The sequence below is a fragment of the Pseudomonas sp. PA-1-6B genome (genome assembly GCF_021609545.1).
Classification (GTDB): domain Bacteria; phylum Pseudomonadota; class Gammaproteobacteria; order Pseudomonadales; family Pseudomonadaceae; genus Aquipseudomonas; species Aquipseudomonas fluorescens_BV.
The window spans coordinates 52,369-73,231 of the sequence record NZ_WJZM01000030.1; the positions used below are offsets into that span (position 1 = coordinate 52,369).

15 protein-coding genes and 1 pseudogene are annotated in these 20,863 nt (G+C 60.4%); 3 read left to right on the top strand and 13 right to left on the bottom strand.

Annotated elements, in window-relative coordinates; genetic code table 11:
- Positions 1-70 precede the first annotated feature (70 nt).
- Complete coding sequence (kynA, locus tag GIV35_RS15825; protein ID WP_105228452.1) at positions 71-928, bottom strand: tryptophan 2,3-dioxygenase; 858 nt, start codon at positions 926-928, stop codon at positions 71-73.
- The gene (gene kynB, locus GIV35_RS15830; RefSeq protein ID WP_181125032.1) at positions 925-1,575 is read right to left on the bottom strand and encodes an arylformamidase; all 651 of its coding nucleotides are present in this window, start codon (positions 1,573-1,575) and stop codon (positions 925-927) included. The genes kynA and kynB overlap by 4 nt, the downstream gene beginning before the upstream one ends.
- A gap of 364 nt (positions 1,576-1,939) precedes the next feature.
- On the opposite strand from kynB, the gene GIV35_RS15835 reads away from it, so the two are divergent.
- Positions 1,940-2,284 carry a cupin domain-containing protein gene (locus GIV35_RS15835; RefSeq protein ID WP_003230905.1) on the top strand — a complete coding sequence of 115 codons (345 nt, stop codon included), beginning with the start codon at positions 1,940-1,942 and terminating at the stop codon, positions 2,282-2,284.
- 47 nt (positions 2,285-2,331) lie between these two features.
- Here GIV35_RS15835 and mmsB read toward each other — a convergent pair whose 3' ends face one another.
- A complete protein-coding gene (gene mmsB, locus GIV35_RS15840) occupies positions 2,332-3,219 on the bottom strand; it encodes a 3-hydroxyisobutyrate dehydrogenase (protein ID WP_198715962.1) in 888 nt (295 codons plus the stop codon).
- A gap of 15 nt (positions 3,220-3,234) precedes the next feature.
- Positions 3,235-4,752 carry a CoA-acylating methylmalonate-semialdehyde dehydrogenase gene (locus GIV35_RS15845; protein WP_236264733.1) on the bottom strand — a complete coding sequence of 506 codons (1,518 nt, stop codon included), beginning with the start codon at positions 4,750-4,752 and terminating at the stop codon, positions 3,235-3,237.
- A 133-nt stretch (positions 4,753-4,885) separates the two neighbouring features.
- On the opposite strand from GIV35_RS15845, the gene GIV35_RS15850 reads away from it, so the two are divergent.
- The gene (locus tag GIV35_RS15850) at positions 4,886-5,833 is read left to right on the top strand and encodes a LysR family transcriptional regulator (RefSeq protein WP_105228460.1); all 948 of its coding nucleotides are present in this window, start codon (positions 4,886-4,888) and stop codon (positions 5,831-5,833) included.
- 33 nt (positions 5,834-5,866) lie between these two features.
- Here the strand turns inward: GIV35_RS15850 and GIV35_RS15855 are convergent, their stop codons facing one another.
- Genes GIV35_RS15855 through GIV35_RS15865 form a run of 3 tightly spaced genes read right to left on the bottom strand, consistent with a single transcriptional unit; the run spans position 5,867 to position 8,663 of the window.
- Positions 5,867-6,814 carry a LysR substrate-binding domain-containing protein gene (locus tag GIV35_RS15855; protein WP_198715960.1) on the bottom strand — a complete coding sequence of 316 codons (948 nt, stop codon included), beginning with the start codon at positions 6,812-6,814 and terminating at the stop codon, positions 5,867-5,869.
- Positions 6,814-7,662: an EamA family transporter gene (locus GIV35_RS15860; RefSeq protein ID WP_105228464.1), complete on the bottom strand. Its 849-nt coding sequence runs from the start codon at positions 7,660-7,662 to the stop codon at positions 6,814-6,816. Before GIV35_RS15860 ends, GIV35_RS15855 begins: the two co-directional genes overlap by 1 nt.
- A 53-nt stretch (positions 7,663-7,715) precedes the next feature.
- Entirely contained in the window at positions 7,716-8,663 is a 948-nt protein-coding gene (locus tag GIV35_RS15865; RefSeq protein WP_105228466.1) for a TauD/TfdA family dioxygenase, read from the bottom strand.
- A 148-nt stretch (positions 8,664-8,811) separates the two neighbouring features.
- Here GIV35_RS15865 and GIV35_RS15870 point away from each other — a divergent pair.
- A pseudogene (locus tag GIV35_RS15870) lies at positions 8,812-8,907 on the top strand (DUF3077 domain-containing protein); the annotation flags it as partial.
- A 96-nt stretch (positions 8,908-9,003) separates the two neighbouring features.
- On the opposite strand, the gene GIV35_RS15875 reads toward GIV35_RS15870, so the two are convergent.
- From GIV35_RS15875 to recC, 6 genes are all read right to left on the bottom strand, one after another.
- Positions 9,004-9,492: an OmpA family protein gene (locus tag GIV35_RS15875; RefSeq protein ID WP_200647678.1), complete on the bottom strand. Its 489-nt coding sequence runs from the start codon at positions 9,490-9,492 to the stop codon at positions 9,004-9,006.
- Positions 9,493-9,497: 5 nt separating this feature from the next.
- Positions 9,498-10,760, bottom strand: a complete 1,263-nt coding sequence (locus GIV35_RS15880; protein ID WP_200647677.1) for a diguanylate cyclase domain-containing protein — start codon at positions 10,758-10,760, stop codon at positions 9,498-9,500.
- Positions 10,757-11,323, bottom strand: a complete 567-nt coding sequence (locus GIV35_RS15885) for a YfiR family protein (protein ID WP_198715957.1) — start codon at positions 11,321-11,323, stop codon at positions 10,757-10,759. Before GIV35_RS15885 ends, GIV35_RS15880 begins: the two co-directional genes overlap by 4 nt.
- 138 nt (positions 11,324-11,461) lie before the next feature.
- Positions 11,462-13,534 carry an exodeoxyribonuclease V subunit alpha gene (gene recD, locus GIV35_RS15890; protein WP_223023128.1) on the bottom strand — a complete coding sequence of 691 codons (2,073 nt, stop codon included), beginning with the start codon at positions 13,532-13,534 and terminating at the stop codon, positions 11,462-11,464.
- Positions 13,531-17,202 (bottom strand): exodeoxyribonuclease V subunit beta, encoded by a 3,672-nt coding sequence (recB, locus tag GIV35_RS15895; protein ID WP_236304245.1) that lies wholly within the window; start codon positions 17,200-17,202, stop codon positions 13,531-13,533. Before recB ends, recD begins: the two co-directional genes overlap by 4 nt.
- A complete protein-coding gene (gene recC / locus GIV35_RS15900) occupies positions 17,199-20,651 on the bottom strand; it encodes an exodeoxyribonuclease V subunit gamma (RefSeq protein WP_236265764.1) in 3,453 nt (1,150 codons plus the stop codon). The genes recB and recC overlap by 4 nt, the downstream gene beginning before the upstream one ends.
- Positions 20,652-20,863: the final 212 nt, after the last annotated feature.

The window sequence follows — 20,863 nt, forward strand, 5'->3', positions numbered from 1 at the left end:
CAGGCAAGCCAGCTCCCACAGTTGAGTGTATTTCACATAGAAAAAGCCCCGGTAATCCGGGGCTTTTTGTTTAGAGGGTGGAACGTACTCGCCACAGTTCAGGGAACAGCACCGTGTCGAGCATCTTGCGCAAATACCCCACGCCTTCAGTACCGCCGGTACCCGGCTGGAAACCGATGATGCGCTCCACCGTGGTCACATGGCGAAAGCGCCATTGGCGGAACGAGTCCTCCAGGTCGATAAACTTCTCGGCCAACTGATACAAATCCCAGTAACGGCTCGGGTCGCGATACACCTCGCGCCAGGCCGCTTCCACCGATTCATCGTGCACCGTGGCTGCGGTCGGGTCGCGCTCGGCGCGTTTGGGATCAATCGCCAACCCCGCCTTGATCATCAGGTTTACGGCCTCGTCATACAGCGACGGCGTGGCAATCGCCACCTGCAATTGCTGCAGCAACTCCGGGCGATGGGCATGGGGCCGCAGCAGCGCCGGGCTTTTGTTGCCGAGGATGAATTCTATCTCGCGGTACTGGAACGACTGGAACCCCGACGACTGCCCCAGGAACGGGCGAATTGCCTTGTACTCTGATGGCGTCATGGTCGCCAGCACCGCCCAGGCGTGCACCAGTTGATCGAAGATCCGCGACACCCGCGCCAGCATCTTGAACGCCGGCGGCAGCTCACCCAGGCGCACATGTTCGCGGGCGGCCTTGAGTTCGTGAAGCATCAGTTTCATCCACAGCTCAGAGGTCTGGTGCTGGATGATGAAGAGCATTTCGTTGTGGTCTGGCGACAGCGGGTGCTGGGCGCTGAGGACTTTGCCCAGGTCCAGATAGTCGCCATAGCTCATGGACTCGGAGAAATTCAATTCGGCGTTATGCCATTCTTCCGGCGGTTGGTAATCAGCTGAAAAAGGACATTGGCTCATCGCGTGGGCTCCTTGAGCGGGCGGAGAATGGCGCGCACGGGGCTCGCGTCCAGGTTGGCGAAGCGCAGCGGCAACGCGATCAGTTCATAGTCGCCCTCCGGTACGTCATCGAGCACGATGCCTTCGAGGATCGCCATGCCATGGCGCGCCACGACGTTGTGCGAATCCATGGTCTTGGACTGTTGCGGGTCCAGAGACGGCGTGTCGATACCGATCAGGCGCACACCCAGGCTGGCCAGTAGCTCAATGGTCTGGGGGGCGATGGCGGTGAAGTTCGAATCCCAGTCGGTGAGTGGCGCTTGTGGATAAGTGCGCAGCAGCACGCGCTCGGGCAGGTTATCCACACGCCCTTGCAACTGATGCGGCTGCACCAGGGCGCCGCTGCCCAGGCAATGCAATACCCGGCACGGGCCCATGTACACATCTAGCGATACCTCGCCAATCGGCGCGCCATCAGCGCTGTAATGCAGCGGCGCATCCACATGGGCGCCGGTGTGCGGCGACAGGGTTACGCGCCCCACATTCACCGGGCACTCCGGGCCGAACTGCCACACACGCTCTTCCTGAAACGGTGTATCGCCCGGCCAGGTCGGGGTGGCCGTGCTCAAGGGCGGGCTGATATCCCACCACGTTTTTATTGGGTTCATTGCAAGGCTCTCACGGGGTACTGAGGTGAATGATACGAGGGCCAGCTCTGAATTTTCTTGCGAATTCTGGCGCGCCACGGGAAATATTTCGCAGTTACTGCGAGGAAACAGCGGTTTGATGCACAGATCTGTCGCTCAGATACACCAAGACCTCCTGTGGGAGCCGGGCTTGCCCGCGATAGCGGAGTGTCAGGCAATGGAGATGCTTGTTGTGCCAGCGTCATCGCGGGCAAGCCCGGCTCCCACAGGGGACTGCGGTGTTCAGGTGACTGCGCTTCTGGGCATCCCAATGTCGAGTTCAGACCACTGGCGCAACGCCCGAGGCCTTAGGGTTGAGCTTTCCCTTCCCTGCCTCGGAGTCATCATGTCCAAGCCCATCACCGTACTGCGCGACACCCACCCACTGCCGGTCCTGGATGCCTGCAAATGGGAAAAGCTCGAAGGCGACCCGCACACTGTCAACCTCAACGCCTACACCAGCGAAGACGGCAGCAAGATCATGGGCACCTGGATCTGCACACCGGGCAAGTGGTACGTGGAATACGTGAAGTGGGAATACTGCCATTTCCAGGAAGGCTACTGCGTGATCACGCCTGAAGGCATGGAGCCGATCCATCTGCGCGCTGGGGATATCTTTGTGGTGGAGCCGGGGATGAAGGGGACGTGGGAAGTGGTCGAGACAGTGCGTAAGTATTTTGTGTTTGCCTGACCCAGCAAAACCTGTGGCGAGGGAGCTTGCTCCCTCGCCACAGGTATTTATTTGGGCTTGCGATAGCTGTTGATGATCGCCGAGAAGTCCTTGCCCCCTTCCCCTCGCTGGCTCATCGATTGATATAACTGCTGGGCCACTGCGCCGAGAATCACCGGCTGATGCGCCTGGCGCGCAGCCTCAGTCGCAAGGCCCAGGTCCTTGAGCATCAGGTCGGCACCAAAACCACCGGTATAGCCACGCGATGATGGCGCGGTCTCGATCACGCCTGGCCAAGGATTGTAGGTATCGGAACTCCAGCAGCGCCCCGTGGAGCTGTTGATGATGCCGGCCAGCACTTGTGTATCGATGCCAAGTGCATCGCCCAGGGCCATGGCTTCACTGACGCCGACCATGCTGATACCCAGCAGCAGGTTGTTGCAGATCTTGGCGATTTGCCCAGTGCCGACATCACCACAGTGCACGATGTTGCGGCCCATTTGCGCCAGCACCGGTTGCAGGGTGGCGAACAGTTCCGGGTTGGCGCCAACCATAAAGGTCAGCGTCCCGGCCTGGGCACCGCCGGTGCCACCGGAGACCGGTGCATCGGCCACGGCCACACCTTGTTTCGCCGCCGCTGCCGCGACATCACGGATGGTTTGCGGGTCGATGGTGCTGCAGTCCACCGCCGGCACGCCTTTGCCGATGCCGGCGAGCACGCCGTCTTCATTGAGCCACACGCTGCGCACATGGGCGGCTGCCGGCAGCATGGTAATCACCAGTTCGGCACCTTGGGCCGCATCACGCGGTGAGTGGCTGATGGTGCCGCCCAGTTCGGCGAGTTCCTTGAGTACCGCCTGGTTCAGGTCGAACAGGTTAAGCGCGTGCCCAGCCTTGATCAGGTTGCGGGCCATGGGGGCACCCATATTGCCCAGGCCGATGAATGCAATTTTCATGGTCGTCTCCCGAGTTCAGCGCAGGTTGATGGTGGTGTTGACGCCATCGTTGACCGTGTCGTCATCAAACCAGCGGCTGGTGACGGTTTTGGTCTGGGTGTAGAACTGCACCACTTGCTTGCCGTACGGGCCGAGGTCGCCGAGCTTGGAACCGCGCGAGCCGGTGAAGCTGAAGAACGGCACTGGCACCGGAATCGGGATGTTGATGCCGACCTGGCCCACATCGATTTCGCTTTGGAATTTACGCGCCGCCGCACCGCTCTGGGTGAACAGGCCTGTACCGTTGCCAAACGGATTGGCGTTGACCAGGGCGATGGCTTGATCGAGTGTGTCGACTTCCAGTACCACCAGCACCGGGCCGAAGATTTCCTCGGTGTAGATGCGCATGTCTGTGGTTACGCCCGAGAACAGCGTCGGGCCGACAAAGTTGCCTTGTTCAAAGCCCGGCACTTGGATGTCGCGGCCGTCCAGCTCCAGCTTGGCGCCTTCTTTCACGCCGCTTTCGATCAGTTCAAGGATACGTGCCTTGGCGCGCTTGGAAATCACCGGGCCAACGTCCGTGCCGGCTTCACTGCCGGCATTGACCTTGAGCTTTTGCGTCAGCGCCTTGAGGTCCGGCAGCCATTGCTTGGAGGCGCCCACCAGCACCACCACCGAGGTGGCCATGCAACGCTGGCCCGCCGCGCCGAAACCGGCACCGACCAGGGCATTGAGGGTGTGCTCACGGTTGGCATCCGGCAGCACCACCGCATGATTCTTGGCGCCCATCATCGACTGCACACGCTTGCCGTGTTTGCCGGCCAGGTCGTAGACATGGGTGCCCACAGCCGTCGAACCGACGAAGGACACCGCCTTGATGTCTTTGTGAGTGCACAGCGCATCCACCACGTCCTTGCCGCCATGCACCACGTTGAGCACGCCGGCTGGCACACCGGCTTCCAGCGCCAGCTCCACCAGCAGCATGGTCGACAACGGGTCTTGCTCGGAAGGCTTGAGTACAAAGGTGTTACCGCAGGCAATCGCCATCGGGAACATCCACAGCGGAATCATCGCCGGGAAGTTGAACGGGGTGATGCCGGCGCACACGCCGATAGGCTGGCGCAGGGTGTAGGTGTCCACGCCGCCGGCCACGTTCTCGGCGAACTCACCCATTTGCAGGGTGCCAATGGAACAAGCGTGCTCCACCACTTCCAGGCCACGAAAAATATCGCCCTCGGCATCGGCAATGGTCTTGCCCTGCTCGGCGCTGAGGACTACAGCAATGCGCTTGGAATGTTCGCGGATCAAGGCTTGCAGCTTAAGCATGATGCGCATGCGCGCGCCGATCGGCGTGAGTTTCCAGGTCTGGAACGCTTGATGGGCAGCGTCGATGGCCGCGTTGACTTCATCGGCGGTGGCAAACGGGACTTTGGCCAGCACTTGCTGGGTGGCCGGGTTGACGATGTCTTGCCACTCGGTGGTCTTGGACTCGACCCACTCGCCGTTGATCAGCAACTTGACCTGTTGCACGGAAATATCGGCAGATGCGTTCATGGGGTCTCCAGAATCTTGTAGTTATGCAGAGAACCAAGGCGTTGAATCGCCTTGAAGAATGAGGCGTTCGGACTGTTTTTGGAGTATAGATGTGCAAATCTCTAATAAGAACGCACATAAAAGCCGGTCCAATATGCAAAAAAACATCACCTCCCTGGGCGCCCTGAACTGGGATGACCTGAAGTTTTTTCTCGAAGTTGCCCGCACCCGCAAGGCCAGCGTGGCCGCCAAGCGCCTGGCGGTGGACTACACCACCGTGTCGCGGCGCATCAGCTCTCTGGAAGTGTCCCTCGGCACGCTGCTGTTCGAAAAATCCCGGACCAACGGCTTCGTGCTCACCAGCGAAGGCCAGCGGTTGCTGGGTTATGCCGAATCCATTGAAAGCACGCTGCACATGGCCTGCGAACAGGTGTCCGGGTCCGGCGTGGCGCTGTCCGGCCATGTGCGCATGGGCTGCACCGAAGGCTTCGGCAGCTTCTTCGTCACCCCGCAACTGAGCCACTTCGTCGACACTTATCCTGCGATCTCGGTGGATATCCTGCCCCTGCCCCACTTCATCAGCCTGTCCAAGCGCGAAGCCGACATCGTCATCGCCCTGGAGCGCCCTGAACACGGGCCGTATGTGTGCTGCAAACTGTGCGACTACAAATTGCAGTTGTATGCGACCCAGGACTACCTCGACCAACACCCGCCAATCCGCAAACCTGCGGATTTGGCCGAGCATCCGTTTATCAGCTATGTGGATGATTTGGCCTTCAGTTCGGAGTTGCTGTACCTGGCCAATGTGGTGCCCGGCGCCAGCGCCAGCCTGCGCAGTACCAGCGTGATCGCACAGTACGTGGCGGCCCAGCAAGGCCGGTCGATGGCGATATTGCCGTGCTTTCTGGCCGCGCAGGACCCGCGCTTGCTGCCGGTGCTGGGGGATCAGATTGCGATTACGCGGCAGTTCTGGATGTATTGCCGGGAGGATTTGAGGAAGTTGAAGCGGATTACGTTGTTGTGGGATTACATTCGGGAAGTGACGGAGCAGAATCAGGGGTTGTTAATGGGGCAGACGCGGGAGATCAGGTTTGCGAAGTGAGGTGCTAAAAGGAGCAACGGAGGCTTCCTACATTTAGACCGCTCCTGCTGCAGTAATTTGCGGATGCCGAAGCCGAACTTCGCGCAAAAACTCACCCGCGCTGTTCTTGAGCCATTCAATCAGCCGAGCAATCTCCGGCTCCGACTGACGCCCGTTTCGACAAATGATGTAGTAGGCCGCAGGGGACATCATCACAGGGCTATTCAACGCAACTAACGCACCGTCTTCCAGTTGGTCATACACCAACGCAGTCCTGCCCAGCGCAATCCCTCCGCCCTTCACCGCCAGGCTGATCGCCAGGCTCGAATCCGGAAATCTCGGCCCGTGGTGATAAGGCGGCGGCGCCAGCCCCTGAAACGCAAACCAGCTTTCCCACCCCGGACATACCTGATCGTCCACCCGATGAATCAGCGGATAGCGGGCGACATCCTCCAGAACAATGCCGCCCTTCAACCGCAGAAAATCGGGCGAACACACGGGGAATACGGCGTCGCGCATCAACAGTTCGACATAATGATCCGGATAGTCACCGTACCCCATCACCACGGCGACATCGTATTGATGGGCCTCCAGGCTGGTGCTGCTCATGTCGGCGCTGGTCAACACCAGATCCAGGTTGAATGAAGCCTGCGTGTGAGAGCCGTGCATCCTGGGGATTAGCCACGTCGAACAGAGGGAAGACGTGCATGATAGGTATAACGGTTGGGACTTACCGGGATTGAGTGAATGCAATACCCCATCCAGTGCCTTGAAAAACTCATCGGTAACTGGCAACAGAGCCTGCCCTGCTGCAGTCAGCTTGACGCCGCGTGAGTGCCGCTCAAACAACGACACGCCCCACCATTCCTCCAAGCCCGCGATTTGATGGCTAATGGCACTGGCGGTGAGGTTAAGCTCAGACGCTGCACGGGCGAAACTACCGGTTTGCGCTGCGCTGACGAACGCCTGAAGCATAGGTGTGGGGGGCGGACGCTGGGCCATCAGGTGCTCACTTTGATCAAAATGATCCCGCAAACAATGACGAACGCCGAAAGCATCCGTCGCCAACCGAACCGTTCGTGAAAGAACAGCGCTGCAATAATGGCGCCGATAATAACACTGGTTTCCCGCAGAGCTGAGACCTTGGCCACCGCGTCCAGCGACAAGGCAAACAACACCAATCCGTAAGACGCCAGGTAAAAAACACCGCCTAATAGCCCAACTCGCCAGTGCCCACGTATCGCACGAGCCAAGGTTGAACGTTCTTTGGAAAACGCCAGCATCGGGATCGGGATACTTTGGAATACTGTCAGGTAAATAATGTACTGCAGCACCGTCTCACTGGCTCTTACACCTTTAGCATCCACCACCGTGTAAGACGCAATAAACGCACCGGCGCACACCGCCATCAGGATCGGCTTGAACATCTGCGCCGTCATCCTGCGCACAAAGGTCAAGCTGATAATCCCCGCACAAATCAGCAACACTCCCGTCAACGCCTGGGAGGACAACTGTTCATGCAGCAGAAAGTAAGAAAACAGCACGACCAATACGGGCGGCACCCCACGCATCACCGGGTAAACCTGACCGAAGTCACCCGTTTCGTACGCTTTAATCAAAAATAGCCGGTAGACCGTATTGAGCACCACAGAGACGAGTATATAGCCCCATACCTCCAGGCTAGGCACACTTACAAACGGCAACGCCAGCAGACATATCACTAGCGCGGTGCCGTCGACCATGGCCAAGGTCATGAAGCGACTGCTACCGGCGCGAACTACGGCATTCCAAGTGGCGTGCATAAAGGCAGAAATCAAGACCAACGTGATCGCGATATCGGAGTTGTCCATGGGGCTCGGCTTATGGCGGATATGGGAGGACTTACGTTATGAATACCGATGCATCATCGTTTGCGTAACCACAGCCGTAGCATATAACGATTGAGACCACTCAAAGACTCAGCATCATTGATCTCGGAACGTGGAGCGTTCATATCAATGAAGTGCGTGCGCGTATGCAGAAACTTGTTATCGGCTGAAATAAGCACTTGCCCTGGCTCCAGCAGTACTCGATGCTGAACCGATGACTGATCGAGAACGGTATCCAGAAAGTCCAGTGCCTGAGTTTGAGCTGCTGTTAAAGGCACTCCTGCCTTAAGGTGAGCTGACTCAATGTAGACTCGAAAGTATCTGATCAGTGGAATACCTTCACTGGAAAAGCTGAGGATGGGGGCTTTAAACAGTTTTTCATCCTCTGACATGCCGCGATTCTCAAAAAAGAAGTCGCATTTGAGCGCTTCCAATACTTCTGGGAACGCCATCAGCTCGGCGTATACCGCGCTTGCATCGATGAGAATGCTCTCACCTCCTAAAAGTGCTTTCTGTCCACAGGCCAGGATCAAGTAATCGATAGGCAACGGGTCGCTCACACCATCGTTATGTACATAGGCGCCTTGACGGGTCTGATGGTATCTCGCACCTTCCTCAATGCTTTTGCCACCTCGGTCATAAACCTCAATCACTTTATGACCAAGATGATTCTGTACCATTGGGACACCGAGTAAGGAACCGAATGTCCACACCAGAGATTTGAACGTTGAAAGTTTATCCACCTTAAAGCCATCGAGAATCAAGACGTGACTTTCATGATCGATCATATTTCGTATTCTATTCAGCTCCTCTCTCAGCACGCTTGACTGTAAAGGATTAATGCAGGCGACCTTGGTATCGAATCTAACACCTTGACTTACCGTCTCGAATAACTCTCTTATCGTCAATAGCTCAGCAAATGCATCTTTTGAAAGCCTGACTTTAGATACTTCCTGGCGAAAATGACTGACATTTATAGTCATCGCAATCCTTTACGGTAGTTACTTATAGCGTCCATTTAACTAAGCCCACCATTTGCGAAAAAGCGAAACTTCATCAGCCCAGCCATTAAAATTCGTCATGACAGGTCTTTCCTACAGAGAAAACTCCTAATGGTCGTTGGTAGGTTTTCGCGGCGACCAATACGCATGGGCCGCGCATTATCTGTATGAGAGGGGCAAGGCCGTGGTGGATGACTTGACGCAGGCGATGACACCGAGCTGTTGAGCGAACATTCTTGCTAGCACATCGCAGAACAACTGTGAGAGGGGCTTGCCCCCTCCCACATTGGATTGCATTTCAGCTTGGGAAAGGTGAACCCGCTTAGTCTGCGATCACTACGATCGACACCCGGCGATTCTCGGTGCGGCCTGCTGTGGTCGTATTCGGCGCTACCGGCTCGCTGCTGCCCAGGCCGCGCAGTTGGATGTTTTCTTCTTTCATGCCCACGCGGGTCAGCACCTTGCCCACGCTTTTGGCGCGGCGCAGGGACAGGGCCACGTTGTAGGGCTCTTTGCCCGAGGCGTCGGTGTGGCCGTCGACACGCACACGCTCGATACCCGCGCCTACCAGGGCCTGGCCGATGCGTTCGACGATGTCGGTGCTGGGTTTGTTGAGGGTTTCGACGTCGCTGCCAAACAGCACTTTGCCGGACAGGCCGAAGGCCCAGCCTTCATCGGTCAGCTCAAAGCCTTGTTGCTTGAGCACGGCGACTTGCGCCGGGGTCAGGCCTTTGGGTGGCGTCTGGCAGCCGCTGAGGGCCAGGCAGGCGACGAGCAAAGAAATAAATAAAACGCGTGTGTTAGCGAACAAGGGAATCAACTCCTGTGTTGAACGTTGGCGACGGGGTGCTCCGACTCCGCCGTTTGCTGGCCGCCCGAAGACAATCGTTTGGCCTGGTACATCGCCGCGTCGGCAGCGTTGAGCAAGGTCCCTGGCGTGGCACCATGCTCGGGATAAATCGCAATGCCGATACTGAGGGAGGTCAACACCTGAGTGTCTCCAGGCAGTGGAATCGGCATGTCCATGCTGGCAATGATTTTGTCGGCGATACGCTGGGCGTCTTCGGCCTTGTGCAGGGGCGCCAGCAATACCGCGAATTCATCACCGCCCAGGCGCGCCACCAGGTCGTCCTCGCGCAGTTGCGCCCGCACGCGGTCGGCAACGGCCACCAGCACGGCATCGCCAGCGGCGTGACCGAAGCTGTCGTTGATGTCTTTGAAGCGGTCGCTATCGAGGAACAGCACCGCCACCCGCTCGTTGACCTTGGCCGCGCTGCGCAAGGCACGGATCAGCCGGCCTTCGAAGAACGCGCGGTTGGGCAGGCCGGTGAGGCTGTCGTGGCTGGCCTGGTGGGCCAGGGTTTCGTTTTCGCTTTGCAAGTGGCTCTGCCAGGCCTCCATCTCGCCGAGCAGGGCGTTGAAGTCGCTGCCCAGGCTGTCGAGTTCGGCGATCTGCGCCGAGGGTACGCGGCGGTCGAAGTCTCGCTCGCTGCGGGCGGCGTGGGCAACAGTCGCCAGGCGCTGCAGTGGCACGGTGATACCATTTAACAGACGCCGCGACAGATGCAACGCCACCCAGGCGCTGAGGGCGGTGCAGATCAGAATCCCGACCAAGCCACTGAGCAAGAAGCGCAACAGGCTGCCACCGTGGCCGACCAGATGGATGCTACCGACGGTTTGCCCCTGGCGCAGGATCGGCTGGCTGATGGGCTGTTCGAGCAGGGCGTGCGCTATTTGCAACTCGACCCGCGACAACATGCCGGTTTCCGGGCGAACCCAGCGCGCCAGCAGCTTGCCGTTGATATCGAATACTTCTGCCTGGGCCACTTCTTCGGTAGAGGCAATCAGGCTCAGGGCTTCGGTGGCCGCCGCACTGTCGTTGAACACCACGGCTGCTTCCACGGTGTAGTTGATCGAGCGGGCGATCAGGTGCAGGTTGTGCTCGGCGTAAACCCGCAGGGCAAGTACGCCCAGCAGGGTCAGGGACACACTGGCCAGGGTCACTGCTACCAGCGCCAGGATCATATGCCCGCGGGCAATTACCGAGCGCAGGGTCGGCCGCACTTTATCGCGACTCATGAGCCAGGCGCTCGACGACGGGACAACTGCAACACACTGGGATGGATGCGCACGCCGCTACGGGCGACGGAATCCAGATTGACCTCGAACGACACCTGCTCATCGCTGACGCGCAGGCAGAACAGGCTGCCCACCGTGCATTGGTCGCCCCCTTCGCTGATGCTGAGTACGGGATGGCCGATCAATGAGGTAAACAGGCGGTTGCGTTCGTCGGGGGTGATTTTGCCGATGTAGACGGCATCACAGGCATTGACGATATCCGGATGATCGACCAGCAGGCGCCGCACCCGCACCGGACGACCGGTGGCCTGGGTAGTGCCTTTGACCAGATCATCGGTGTACTGAGTCGGCCCGACAATGCACAGCCGCAATTGCGCAGGCTCAACCGGCCAACGGGCGTAGCTGAGGATACCGAGCACCACTTGGGTGACCGCCTGCGCACGGTGCTCGGCCAGGCTGGGCGTCTGCGCAAATAGGCGCGGCGCAAGCAGGCACAGCACCGTCACCAGTAACAGGCGTCTCCAACTCAAACTGCGCGCTTTGGGCGAGACAGCCACGTTCATGCAGCGATACTCTCAAGTGTTTTCAGGATGATGCCGCAACGATAGCACAGCGGCGGACATCCCCACGAAGCACAGCATTCGAGGGGTTCGCTATTTTTTCAGAAAAATCAGACGTCTGAATAAGAAATATCGCCTGACCTACCAGTCATTTTTTTCAGACGGAAGGTCCAACTCCAACATCAATCCGCTCAGACGTTTGACCTTGCGCCGCACCGCTTCCTCAAACACGCCGCCGCGCGGCTCAACCAGGCTGAACCAACGCTTGGCGCGGGTAATACCGGTATAGATAAGCTCTTTGGTCAGCACCGGGTTGAGGGCATCCGGCAGGATCAGCGCGGTGTGAGTGAACTCCGAGCCCTGGGATTTGTGCACGGTCATGGCGTACACGGTTTCCACATCATTCAAGCGGCTGGGCAATACAAAGCGCACGCCGCCCTGGCCATCGTTACGTGGAAAGGCCACCCGCAGGACGTGGGGGCCGCCGTCGCTTTCGGGCAATTTCAGCGCGATGCCGATGTCGCCGTTCATCAGGCCCAGGCCGTAATCGTTGCGGGTCATCAGCACGGGGCGGCCTTCGTACCACTGCTCGTCACCCTCGATCAGACGTACCTTGCGCAACGCCGCAGTGATGCGCAGGTTGAGCCCTTCGACGCCCCACGGGCCCTTCCGCACGGCGCAAAGCAGTTGAAACGCGTCGAAGGCTTGCAGCAACTGTTGCGCCCAATCGGTCCAGGCTGGATCGTCACGCGGTGTGTCCGCAGAGGGGCGTGCCGATTGCAGCAGGTTCAGGTAGTAGCGATAACCTTGGGCGCCATCGCCCTGCCCGTCCAGTACCAGGCGCTCAAGGGCGTGGTCATGCTCGCCCTTGAGGCTGACGCAGAACAGGTCGTCGTGACGGCCTGCGGCTAGCAGCTGGCGGGCCTCTTCGGCGTTTTGCTGGTTGACCCAACGCGCCAGTTGGCCAATACCGCTGCCCTCACCGAAGCGGCGCGAATAGCGCAGCATCACCACTTGCTGGGCCAGGGGATGGCTACCATCGAGGTCTTCTTGCAAGCCGCTGCAACTGAGGTCTTCACCGCTGACGGCTTGTAGCCAGTGGCGAGTCTGCGGGCTGTACCAGCCGGCTTCGGCATCGCGGCACAAGTCGCCGAGTACGGCCCCCGCTTCTACCGAGGCCAGTTGGTCCTTGTCGCCCAGCAATACCAGGCGTGCATGGGGCGGCAGGGCGTCGAGCAGGTTGGCCATCATTTCCAGGTCGATCATCGAGGCTTCGTCCACCACCAGCACATCCAAGGGCAACGGGTTGCCCAAGTGATGACGGAAGTGCCGGGTACCCGGACGGCTGCCCAACAAGCGGTGGACTGTGGTGACCTGGGTCGGGATTTTTTCCCGCACGTTGTCGGGCACTGTCAGTGACAGCACTTGCTGACTGATGGATTCGGTCAGGCGCGCAGCGGCTTTACCGGTGGGCGCAGCCAGACGAATGCGCAACGGGCTGCCGGACTCCACGGCGGGCGCCTGCAACAGCGCGAGCAGGCGCACCACGGTGGTGGTTTTACCGGTACCGGGGCCGCCGGTGACGATGCTGAAGGCGCCGCGGGTCGCCAGGGCGCAGGCGAGCTTTTGCCAGTCAATCACCCCATCGGGCGCCGGTTGGTCGAACAGGCGATTGAGCCGTTGCGGCAGATCGGCGGCGGTGTCTTCCACGCTGGCAAGGCGCAGGCGCAGGGCGCGGTCGATACGCCGCTCGTAGGCCCAGTAGCGGCGCAGGTACAGGCGCTTGCCGGACAACACCAACGGGCGGCTACGAGCCTCCTCGCTGCCATCGACGGCCAGCGCAACCAACGGGCTTGAAGCCAGGGCATGGCACCAATGCGCACCATCCAGGCCGTGCAGCAACTGTGAGGGTAGCAGCATGGCGTCGGTGTGCAGGTCGCCCTCGGGCGGCAATGACAGGGCGAAATCCGGCGCCTTGAGGGTTTCGAACACATCCAGGCAGACGTGGCCATGGCCCAGTTGATGGCTGGTCAAGGCCGCCGCCAGCAGCACCAGGGGATCGGCCTTTGGGTCCAGCTCGTACAGGAAGCCGACGAAGGCTTTGTCCAAGGCCCGCAGCCAACCCCGCTCGACCCAACGTGCAAGCAACTGCAGCAGGTCGGCAGCACGATCGAGGGGCAAAAGCGCCTCCAGCGGTAACGGCGACAGGCTCATAAGAGCACTCCTTGTTCCCAGGCGGGCTCAACCTTGGGTGGGATGGGCTTGCCCTGGAACAACAGGTCCAGGCTCTCGATCAACTCACGAGGCGGTCGGGTGAAATACGCGCCCTGGCTCACCGACTGGCTACCGCGCAGGAACAGGTACAGGGCACCGCCGACGTGCTGGTCATAATCGTAATGCGGCAGGCGCGCCTTGAGTTGGCGGTGCAGGGCCAGCAGGTAAAGTACGTATTGCAGGTCGTACCGATGCTCGAGGATCGAGTGCTCCATGGCGTCCTGGGTGTAGGCCGAGTCGTCAGGGCCGAGCCAATTGGATTTGTAGTCGGCCACGTAGTAACGGCCATCGCGCTCGAACGTCAGGTCGATAAAGCCTTTGAACATGCCGTTGAGCAGCACCGGTTCGGCGGCCACACGGGACACGCCGCCATGGGTGTGCTGGCACACCAGTTTGTCGAGGGCGAGTACGTCGACGGTGTGACTGGCAAACCAGAATTCCATCTCGATCTGGTACTGCTGCAGGCCACTGAGGGTGAAGCGCTCGTTGTACAGGGGCAGTGGCGCGTGCAGCAGGTGCTCCAGCCAGCCGCTGAGGGTGACGATCCAGCCTTCCCAGTTGCGGCGGTTACAGCGTGCGCCCACGGCTTTTTCGATCGCCTCCGGGGTCACGTTGAAACCTTCTTCACCGGCCCATTCCAACAAGCCGTGAAGGAAGGTGCCCGGGTTGGGACCGCGTGGGAAACGGTGAATATCCCCGCCGGACGCGACCGTTTCCCGAGGGGCATCGGGGTCGAGGCGTTCGTCATCGAACAGCTTCTGGGCCTGTGGGCTTTCGGGGGCTTCGAGGTTGGCGGCGCTCATGCTGTCGCCAATGCGCAAGGCGCTGTAGGAGGCAATCCACCAGTTTTCTGCGGCCTTGCGTGCAGGCAGCAACGGCGCGAGCAGGGTCGCTTGGTTGCGCGGCGGGTGGAACAAGATGTCTTGGGCGTCCGGCACAAGGTCATAACCGATGGCCGCGCAGCCTTGCTGCAAGTCCAGCAACCAGCGCGCCAGCTCCGCTGATTCGCCCAACGACGCGCCGGCACCGAGCAAATAGCCCAATGCCGACAGGTGCAAGACCGAGCTGCTGTTATTGCCGCGCTTGAGGTCGGCGACGCCCAGCCAGCAGGCGTGTTTGGCGCGGGTCAAGGCCACGTACAACAAACGCAGGTCTTCGGCCAGGCGCTCATCGTCGGCTTGGGCGATCAACTCGGCCGTGGGTCGCAGGCTGACGTGGGACTTGCCGTGTTCATCGTGGTAATGCAACGGCAAGCGACTGCCATCCACGGGCTTGGCCGAACAGATGAACGGCAGGAACACCAAGTCGTATTCCAGGCCCTTGGATTTGTGGATGGTCACCACTTTGACCAGTTGCTCGTCGCTTTCCAGGCGCAGGATCTGCTCTTCACCGGCCTGCCCCGACAGCGCCAGATGCTCGGCCAAATGACGGATCAACGCCTGCTCGCCATCCAGTTCCGAGGCGGCCTGTTGCAACAATTCACTGAGGTGCAACAGGTTGGTCAGCACACGCTCGCCATCACTGCGGGCGATGAGGGTTTGCGGCAGCTTGAAGTCGTGGAGCAGGCGACGCAGCATCGGCAACACGCCTTGGGTACGCCAGATGGCACGGTAGCCACGGAACTGCATCACCCGCGATTCCCACGCCAATTCGTCCTGATTCAGACGCTCCAGCTCCGACAGGGACAGGTTCAGGGTGACGCAGGCCAAGGCGGCACGCAGCGGGCGTTCGACATCCGGTTCCGCGCAAGCCTTCAACCAGGCCAACAGGTCATGGGCTTCCTGGGCGGCAAACACCGAGTCTTTATCCGACAGGTACACACTGCGCACGCCACGGCTGGCCAGTTCGGCACGTACGGCTTGGGCTTCCTTGCCGTCGCGCACGAGGATGGCGATGTCTGACGGCAACACGCCCTTGAGGGTGCCCCCTTTTACAAAGCCCGCGGTGCCTTGCTGCCCACCATTGAGCAGCGCAACGATTTGCGTGGCGCAGGCGGCGGCCAGGTGTTGACGATAAACCGCGTTGGAAATCGGCTGGTCGGTGGGCAGATGCCAAAGGTTCATGGCCGGTGGCGTGTGGCCGTCGACCTGCAACTGCTCGCTGCGGCCTTGGGACAGTACCGAATGGAACGGCACCGGGTTATCGCCATCAGGCTGGCGAAACAGGAACGCACCACGGCCGGTTTCCGCACGCTGGAACACATGGTTCACCGCCTCGACCATCGCATGGCTGGAGCGGAAGTTGGTGCCCAGGGTGTGATGGCGGCCGGTGGTGGCCTGCCGGGCGCGCAGGTAGGTGTAGATGTCGGCGCCGCGAAAGGCGTAGATCGCCTGCTTGGGGTCGCCGATCAGGAACAGGCCGCTGTCGAGGTGGTTTTCTTCGATGCGGTAGATGCTGTCGAAGATGCTGTATTGCACCGGGTCGGTGTCCTGGAATTCATCGATCAGGGCCACCGGGAATTGCTCGCGGATCACACTGGCCAGGCGCTCGCCACCGTCTGCCTGGAGGGCGGCGTTGAGGCGGATCAGCATATCGTCAAACCCCATCTCTGCGCGGCGACGTTTCTCTTCCTCGAAGCGTTTGCCGACCCAGCCGGCAGCGTGTTGCAGCACCGCCGCGTCGGGCGTTGGCAAGGCGTCGAGGCTGGCTTTGAGGCTGGCCATAGCCTCGATGCCAGGGTGCTGCGGCGGCTCACCTTTCCACGCTTCGGCCATTCCGTCGGGCGTCAGGCGGGTGAAGCCGGTGCCGATGTCCAGTTGTTCCAGGGTTTCGTCAGCGGCCCAGGCGCTGATCTTTTCGAACCAGGGCTCGAAGTAGCGCGCTTGCATCTTGCGCCCATCGACCGCTTTGGCGGCGACGGCTTGCAGGCAGATATCCCGCAGCTCGGCAGCCCATTGTTGCCAGGGTGCCTTGAGGGCAACCAGAGCGGCACGGCGTTCTTGCAGGCAGGCGTTGATCAGTTCGGCTGGCTCGCGGGTTTCGTCGGTGGGCCGCTCGCTGCCGAACAACGCACGCACCCGTGGCATCAGCGCCGCGGGGCCGCCCCAATGGTTGCGCACCCAGTTGAGGGCATCGTCGTGCATTGGGTAGCAGAACAATCGCCAGTAGTCGCGCAGCACTTCGCCCAGCAGGTCGCTATGGTCGGTTTCCAGGGTTTGTGTGAACAGGCTGCCGCTGTCGAACGCATGTTCGCGCAGCATGCGCTGGCACCAACTGTGGATCGTGGAGACTGCGGCTTCATCCATCCATTGCGCGGCGATGTCCAGGCGATTGGCACAGGCGGGCCATTGCTGCGGATCATATTGCTCGCGCAGGTCGGCAATCAGCGCATCAGGCTGTTCGATTTCGTCACGGAAGAAGCGCGCGGCCTCAGCCAGGCGGATGCGGATACGTTCACGCAGTTCCTTGGTGGCGGCGTCGGTGAACGTCACCACGAGGATTTGCGGTGGCAGCAGTTCGCGGCCGAAACCGGATTCATCACCGCCGTGGCCGAGCACCAGACGCAGGTACAGGGCGGAGATGGTGAAGGTCTTGCCGGTGCCAGCACTGGCTTCAATCAACTGGCTGCCTTTGAGCGGGAACGCCAGGGCCAAGGGTTTGCCGATCATGCGTCAGCCTCCGTGCTGGAAAGCGATCGCCAGGGGGCGTTGATCAGCGGGCGATACAGGGTTTCGCACCAACCTTCGAACTCTTCACTGGCGACCAGGGCCGCGTAGTCGGGAAATTGCCGCGTAAGGGCAGGCGTTTCGCGGCGTTCGCCGTCAGTGGTGATGCCATCGCCTTCATAGGCTTTGCTCGCAGCCGCTTGGGCCTTGGCGGGATCAGCCTGGCCGAGCCAGGCGAACGCGGTTTTCACTGCGACCGGTAGCGGCGCGCTCATTCCCGTGTGCCAGGCCAACAGCAGGTTACCGAGAATGTCCTCGGCGCCGGCCTTGTCCAGTGGGGCCAAGAGCAAGGTGTCGTCACTGGCTACCAGGCCGGTACTCAAGGGCAGGCCACAGGCGCAGGCCACCACGTGATTGACCCAGGGGCGGATGAGGCGGTGCCACTTGCGTGTCTTGATCGAACCAATACTGTTGGGGATGGTGGTGACGCTTAAAAGTCCGCCATCACTGCGTCGGTGCAGACCGCTGATCCAACCTTCCAGCTGGATGCCCTGGTACGCAAAGCTGATCGGTTCAGCGCCAGTATGCGGAGTGGGCCACAACGCCAGAAGGTGTTGATAGCGTTGCACCAGGTCCGGCAGCGGCTCGATCAGTTCGTTACGCAGGCATTCACCGAAACCCACCATCGGCAGCAGGCCGCTGCCTTGCAGGCGCAGGGCCTGGGCGGTGAGCGCCTGATCGAGTTGGTCGGGTTGGGTGAGTGCCGCGTTCAGCAGGCTGTCGCTTAAGCTGTAGCGTTGCAATGCGTCCAGCACGAAGGGTTCTTCGTCAGCCAAGGGCACTTCAGCGGCTTCGAAGAATACTTTCAGGCGCTGGCTGAAGAAGTGTTTGACCGGATTGCGCAGGAAGTCCTGTAACTGGCCAAGGCTCAGGGGTTCTTCCTGTTGGTGAGGAGTCAAGCCTTGCTCTTGGGTGATGACCGCCGGTGCCTGATGCAGCAATTGCCATTCGCGCGCATAGCTGAACAGCGAATCGCCTTCGTGGAAGTAGCGGGCGCTGAAGGGTTGCAGCGGGTGCTCCTGGGTCATTGCGTCGATCAGCGGCAGATCGTTTCTGGCGTGCTGCCAGCCGCTGGCGAGGTGGTCGCGTAGTTGGCCGATCAGCACCGAGGCCGGGCGATCGCTGTTGTCACGGATGCTGCGGCCTACCCAGCTGATATACAGCTGGTCACGGGCTGACAGCAGCGCTTCGAGCAGTAAGTAGCGGTCGTCTTCGCGGCGAGAACGGTCGCCGGGGCGGTAATCGCTGCCCATCAGGTCAAAATCCAGGGGAGGCTGGGCCCGCGGGTAATCGCCGTCGTTCATGCCCAGCAGGCAAACCAACTTGAACGGGATCGCACGCATGGGCATCAGCGTACAGAAATTGACCGCCCCCGCCAGGAAGCGCTGGGATAGGCGCCCCTGATCCAATCCGGCCAACCATGCCTCACGCACGACCGTAAGGGGTAACTCGTCTTGCAGACCAACGGACTCGCAGGTTTCCAGCCAGGTTTCTCTTAATTGTTCGAGCTGGCCCAGCAGGTAGTCATCGTGCTCGCTGCTGGGTAGGAAAAACAGCTGCATCAACCGTTGTAGACGCTCGCCCCAGGTTTGTGGCGACGCGGGTTCCGATAACGCTTGATGGGCATCGTTCAAGGCGTCAAGCAAGGCGACCAGTGGGCCGATCAAGGCCGCATCGAGGCCACCGATTTCGTCATAAGGCTCAATACCGTCGCAGGCCGTGCCGGTGCCGACGGCATAGCCCAGCAGCATACGGCGCAGGCCGAATCGCCAACTGTTTTGCTCCAGTTCCGTGGGCAGGCCCAAACCGGCGCGTTGCTCGGCGTTCAGGCCCCAGCGGATGCCGGCGCCTTCGATCCAGCGATGCAAGGTGGGCAGGTCACGCTCTTTGATGGCGAAGCGTTCGCGCAGGGCCGGGACGTCGAGCAGGTCGAGGATTTCGCTGACAGGGAAGCGGCTGTCGGGAAGTTTGAGCAAGTGCTCGACGGCGATCAACAGCGGGTCGCGACCACGTTGGCCTTGGTCTGTAAGGGTGAAGGGGATGAAGCGTGGGTCATGCCGTTCGAGCTGGCCGAAGACCGCGCGAATATGCGGTGCATAGCTGTCGACGTCGGGGACCATGACGATGACGTCCCGAGGGCGCAACGTGGGGTCGGCGCTGAAGCGATGAAGTAATTGGTCGTGGAGGATTTCCACTTCGCGTTGGGCGCTGTGGGCGATATGGAAACGGATCGACGGATCGCGTTGCAGGTCGACAGCGGGCCAGAGCTCACGGGTTTCATTCAACGGGCGCAGTTCGAGGATATCGTCCTGGAGTTGGTTGAGGAGCGTGGTGGGTTCGCTGTCGCTGAACAGGTCAATACGACCGTCGCGAAATGCGGCGCGGTAGCTGTTGGGGTCATCGTAGCTGTCCAGCAGACTGATGTAATCACGCCCCTGCTTGCCCCAGGCAGCGAGCAGCGGATGGGCGTGCTGGTGCAGCGTTTGTGGGTCGATAGTGACGGGCATGCCCGTTTTGCGCGCCTGGCGTTTGTATTCGTTACGCAGCAAGTCCTTGTCGGCGACGATGTCCGACCAATGATGGCGGCAGGGGTTATGCACGCAGAGCAGGACTTGACTGAAACGGGCCAGGCCCGCCAAGGCTTCCAGCGCCTGGGCCGGCAGCGATGAGATGCCAAAGACGATCACCCGAGAAGGCAAGCCGGGCGGTGCGTGTTCAAGGTTGTTGATGCGCTCGATGAAGCGTTGATGCACGCCGGCCCGGCTTTCGGCCATGCCTGCTTCACCCACATCCAGCAGCAGCGCGCGCCATAGCTCGGCTTGCCAGCAGTTGGCTGGGTTGAGCGGTTTGGACTCGCCTCGACCATTGCGCAGTTGGTGCCGGCCTGCGGCCCAATCTTCCAGCCAGTCGGCCCGGTAGACCTGGTATTGATCGAAGAGGTCAGCCAGGCGCTCGGCGAGTTGGTAGCGTTTGCGCAGGTCGGCGTCTTGCGTCAGGAAGCGTTGCAGAGGCTCGAAGTGCGGTTGGTCGATCAGCTCGGGTAACAGCCGCATGAGGCGCCAGGTCAGCGGGGCTTTATCAAGCAGGGACTTGGGCGGGATTTCGTCGCGGCCCAGGACCATGCGATAGAGCTGCCACATAAAGCTGCCAGGCAGTTGTACGTCGATGGCTGCGGCAATGCCACAGCCGCCCATATCATCGGCTTCCGGGTCTTCGGCCAAGGCCAGCTTGAGCCATTGGGCGATGCCGTTGCTTTGTACCAGGGCGATTTCATTTTCCAAGGGCGCCAGTGGGTAACGGCGCATCCAACTGACCACCAGGCTTCGCAGCTCGTCCAGGCGGTTGCCATGAACCACCATGAATCCAGGACTGAGGGACGTCGCGTCCGGCATAACGGTTTCCTTGGGAAAAGCAAAATCGAGGGATGGACTTTAGCACTGTGGTGCACGGGGCGAACACAAGGCGAACAAGTGTAGAGGGACAAGGTGGACACTTTTCGAGCGCCCAAAACAAAACCCCAACTGCTTTCGCAATTGGGGTTTTGGAATTTAATCTTGACGATGACCTACTCTCACATGGGGAAACCCCACACTACCATCGGCGA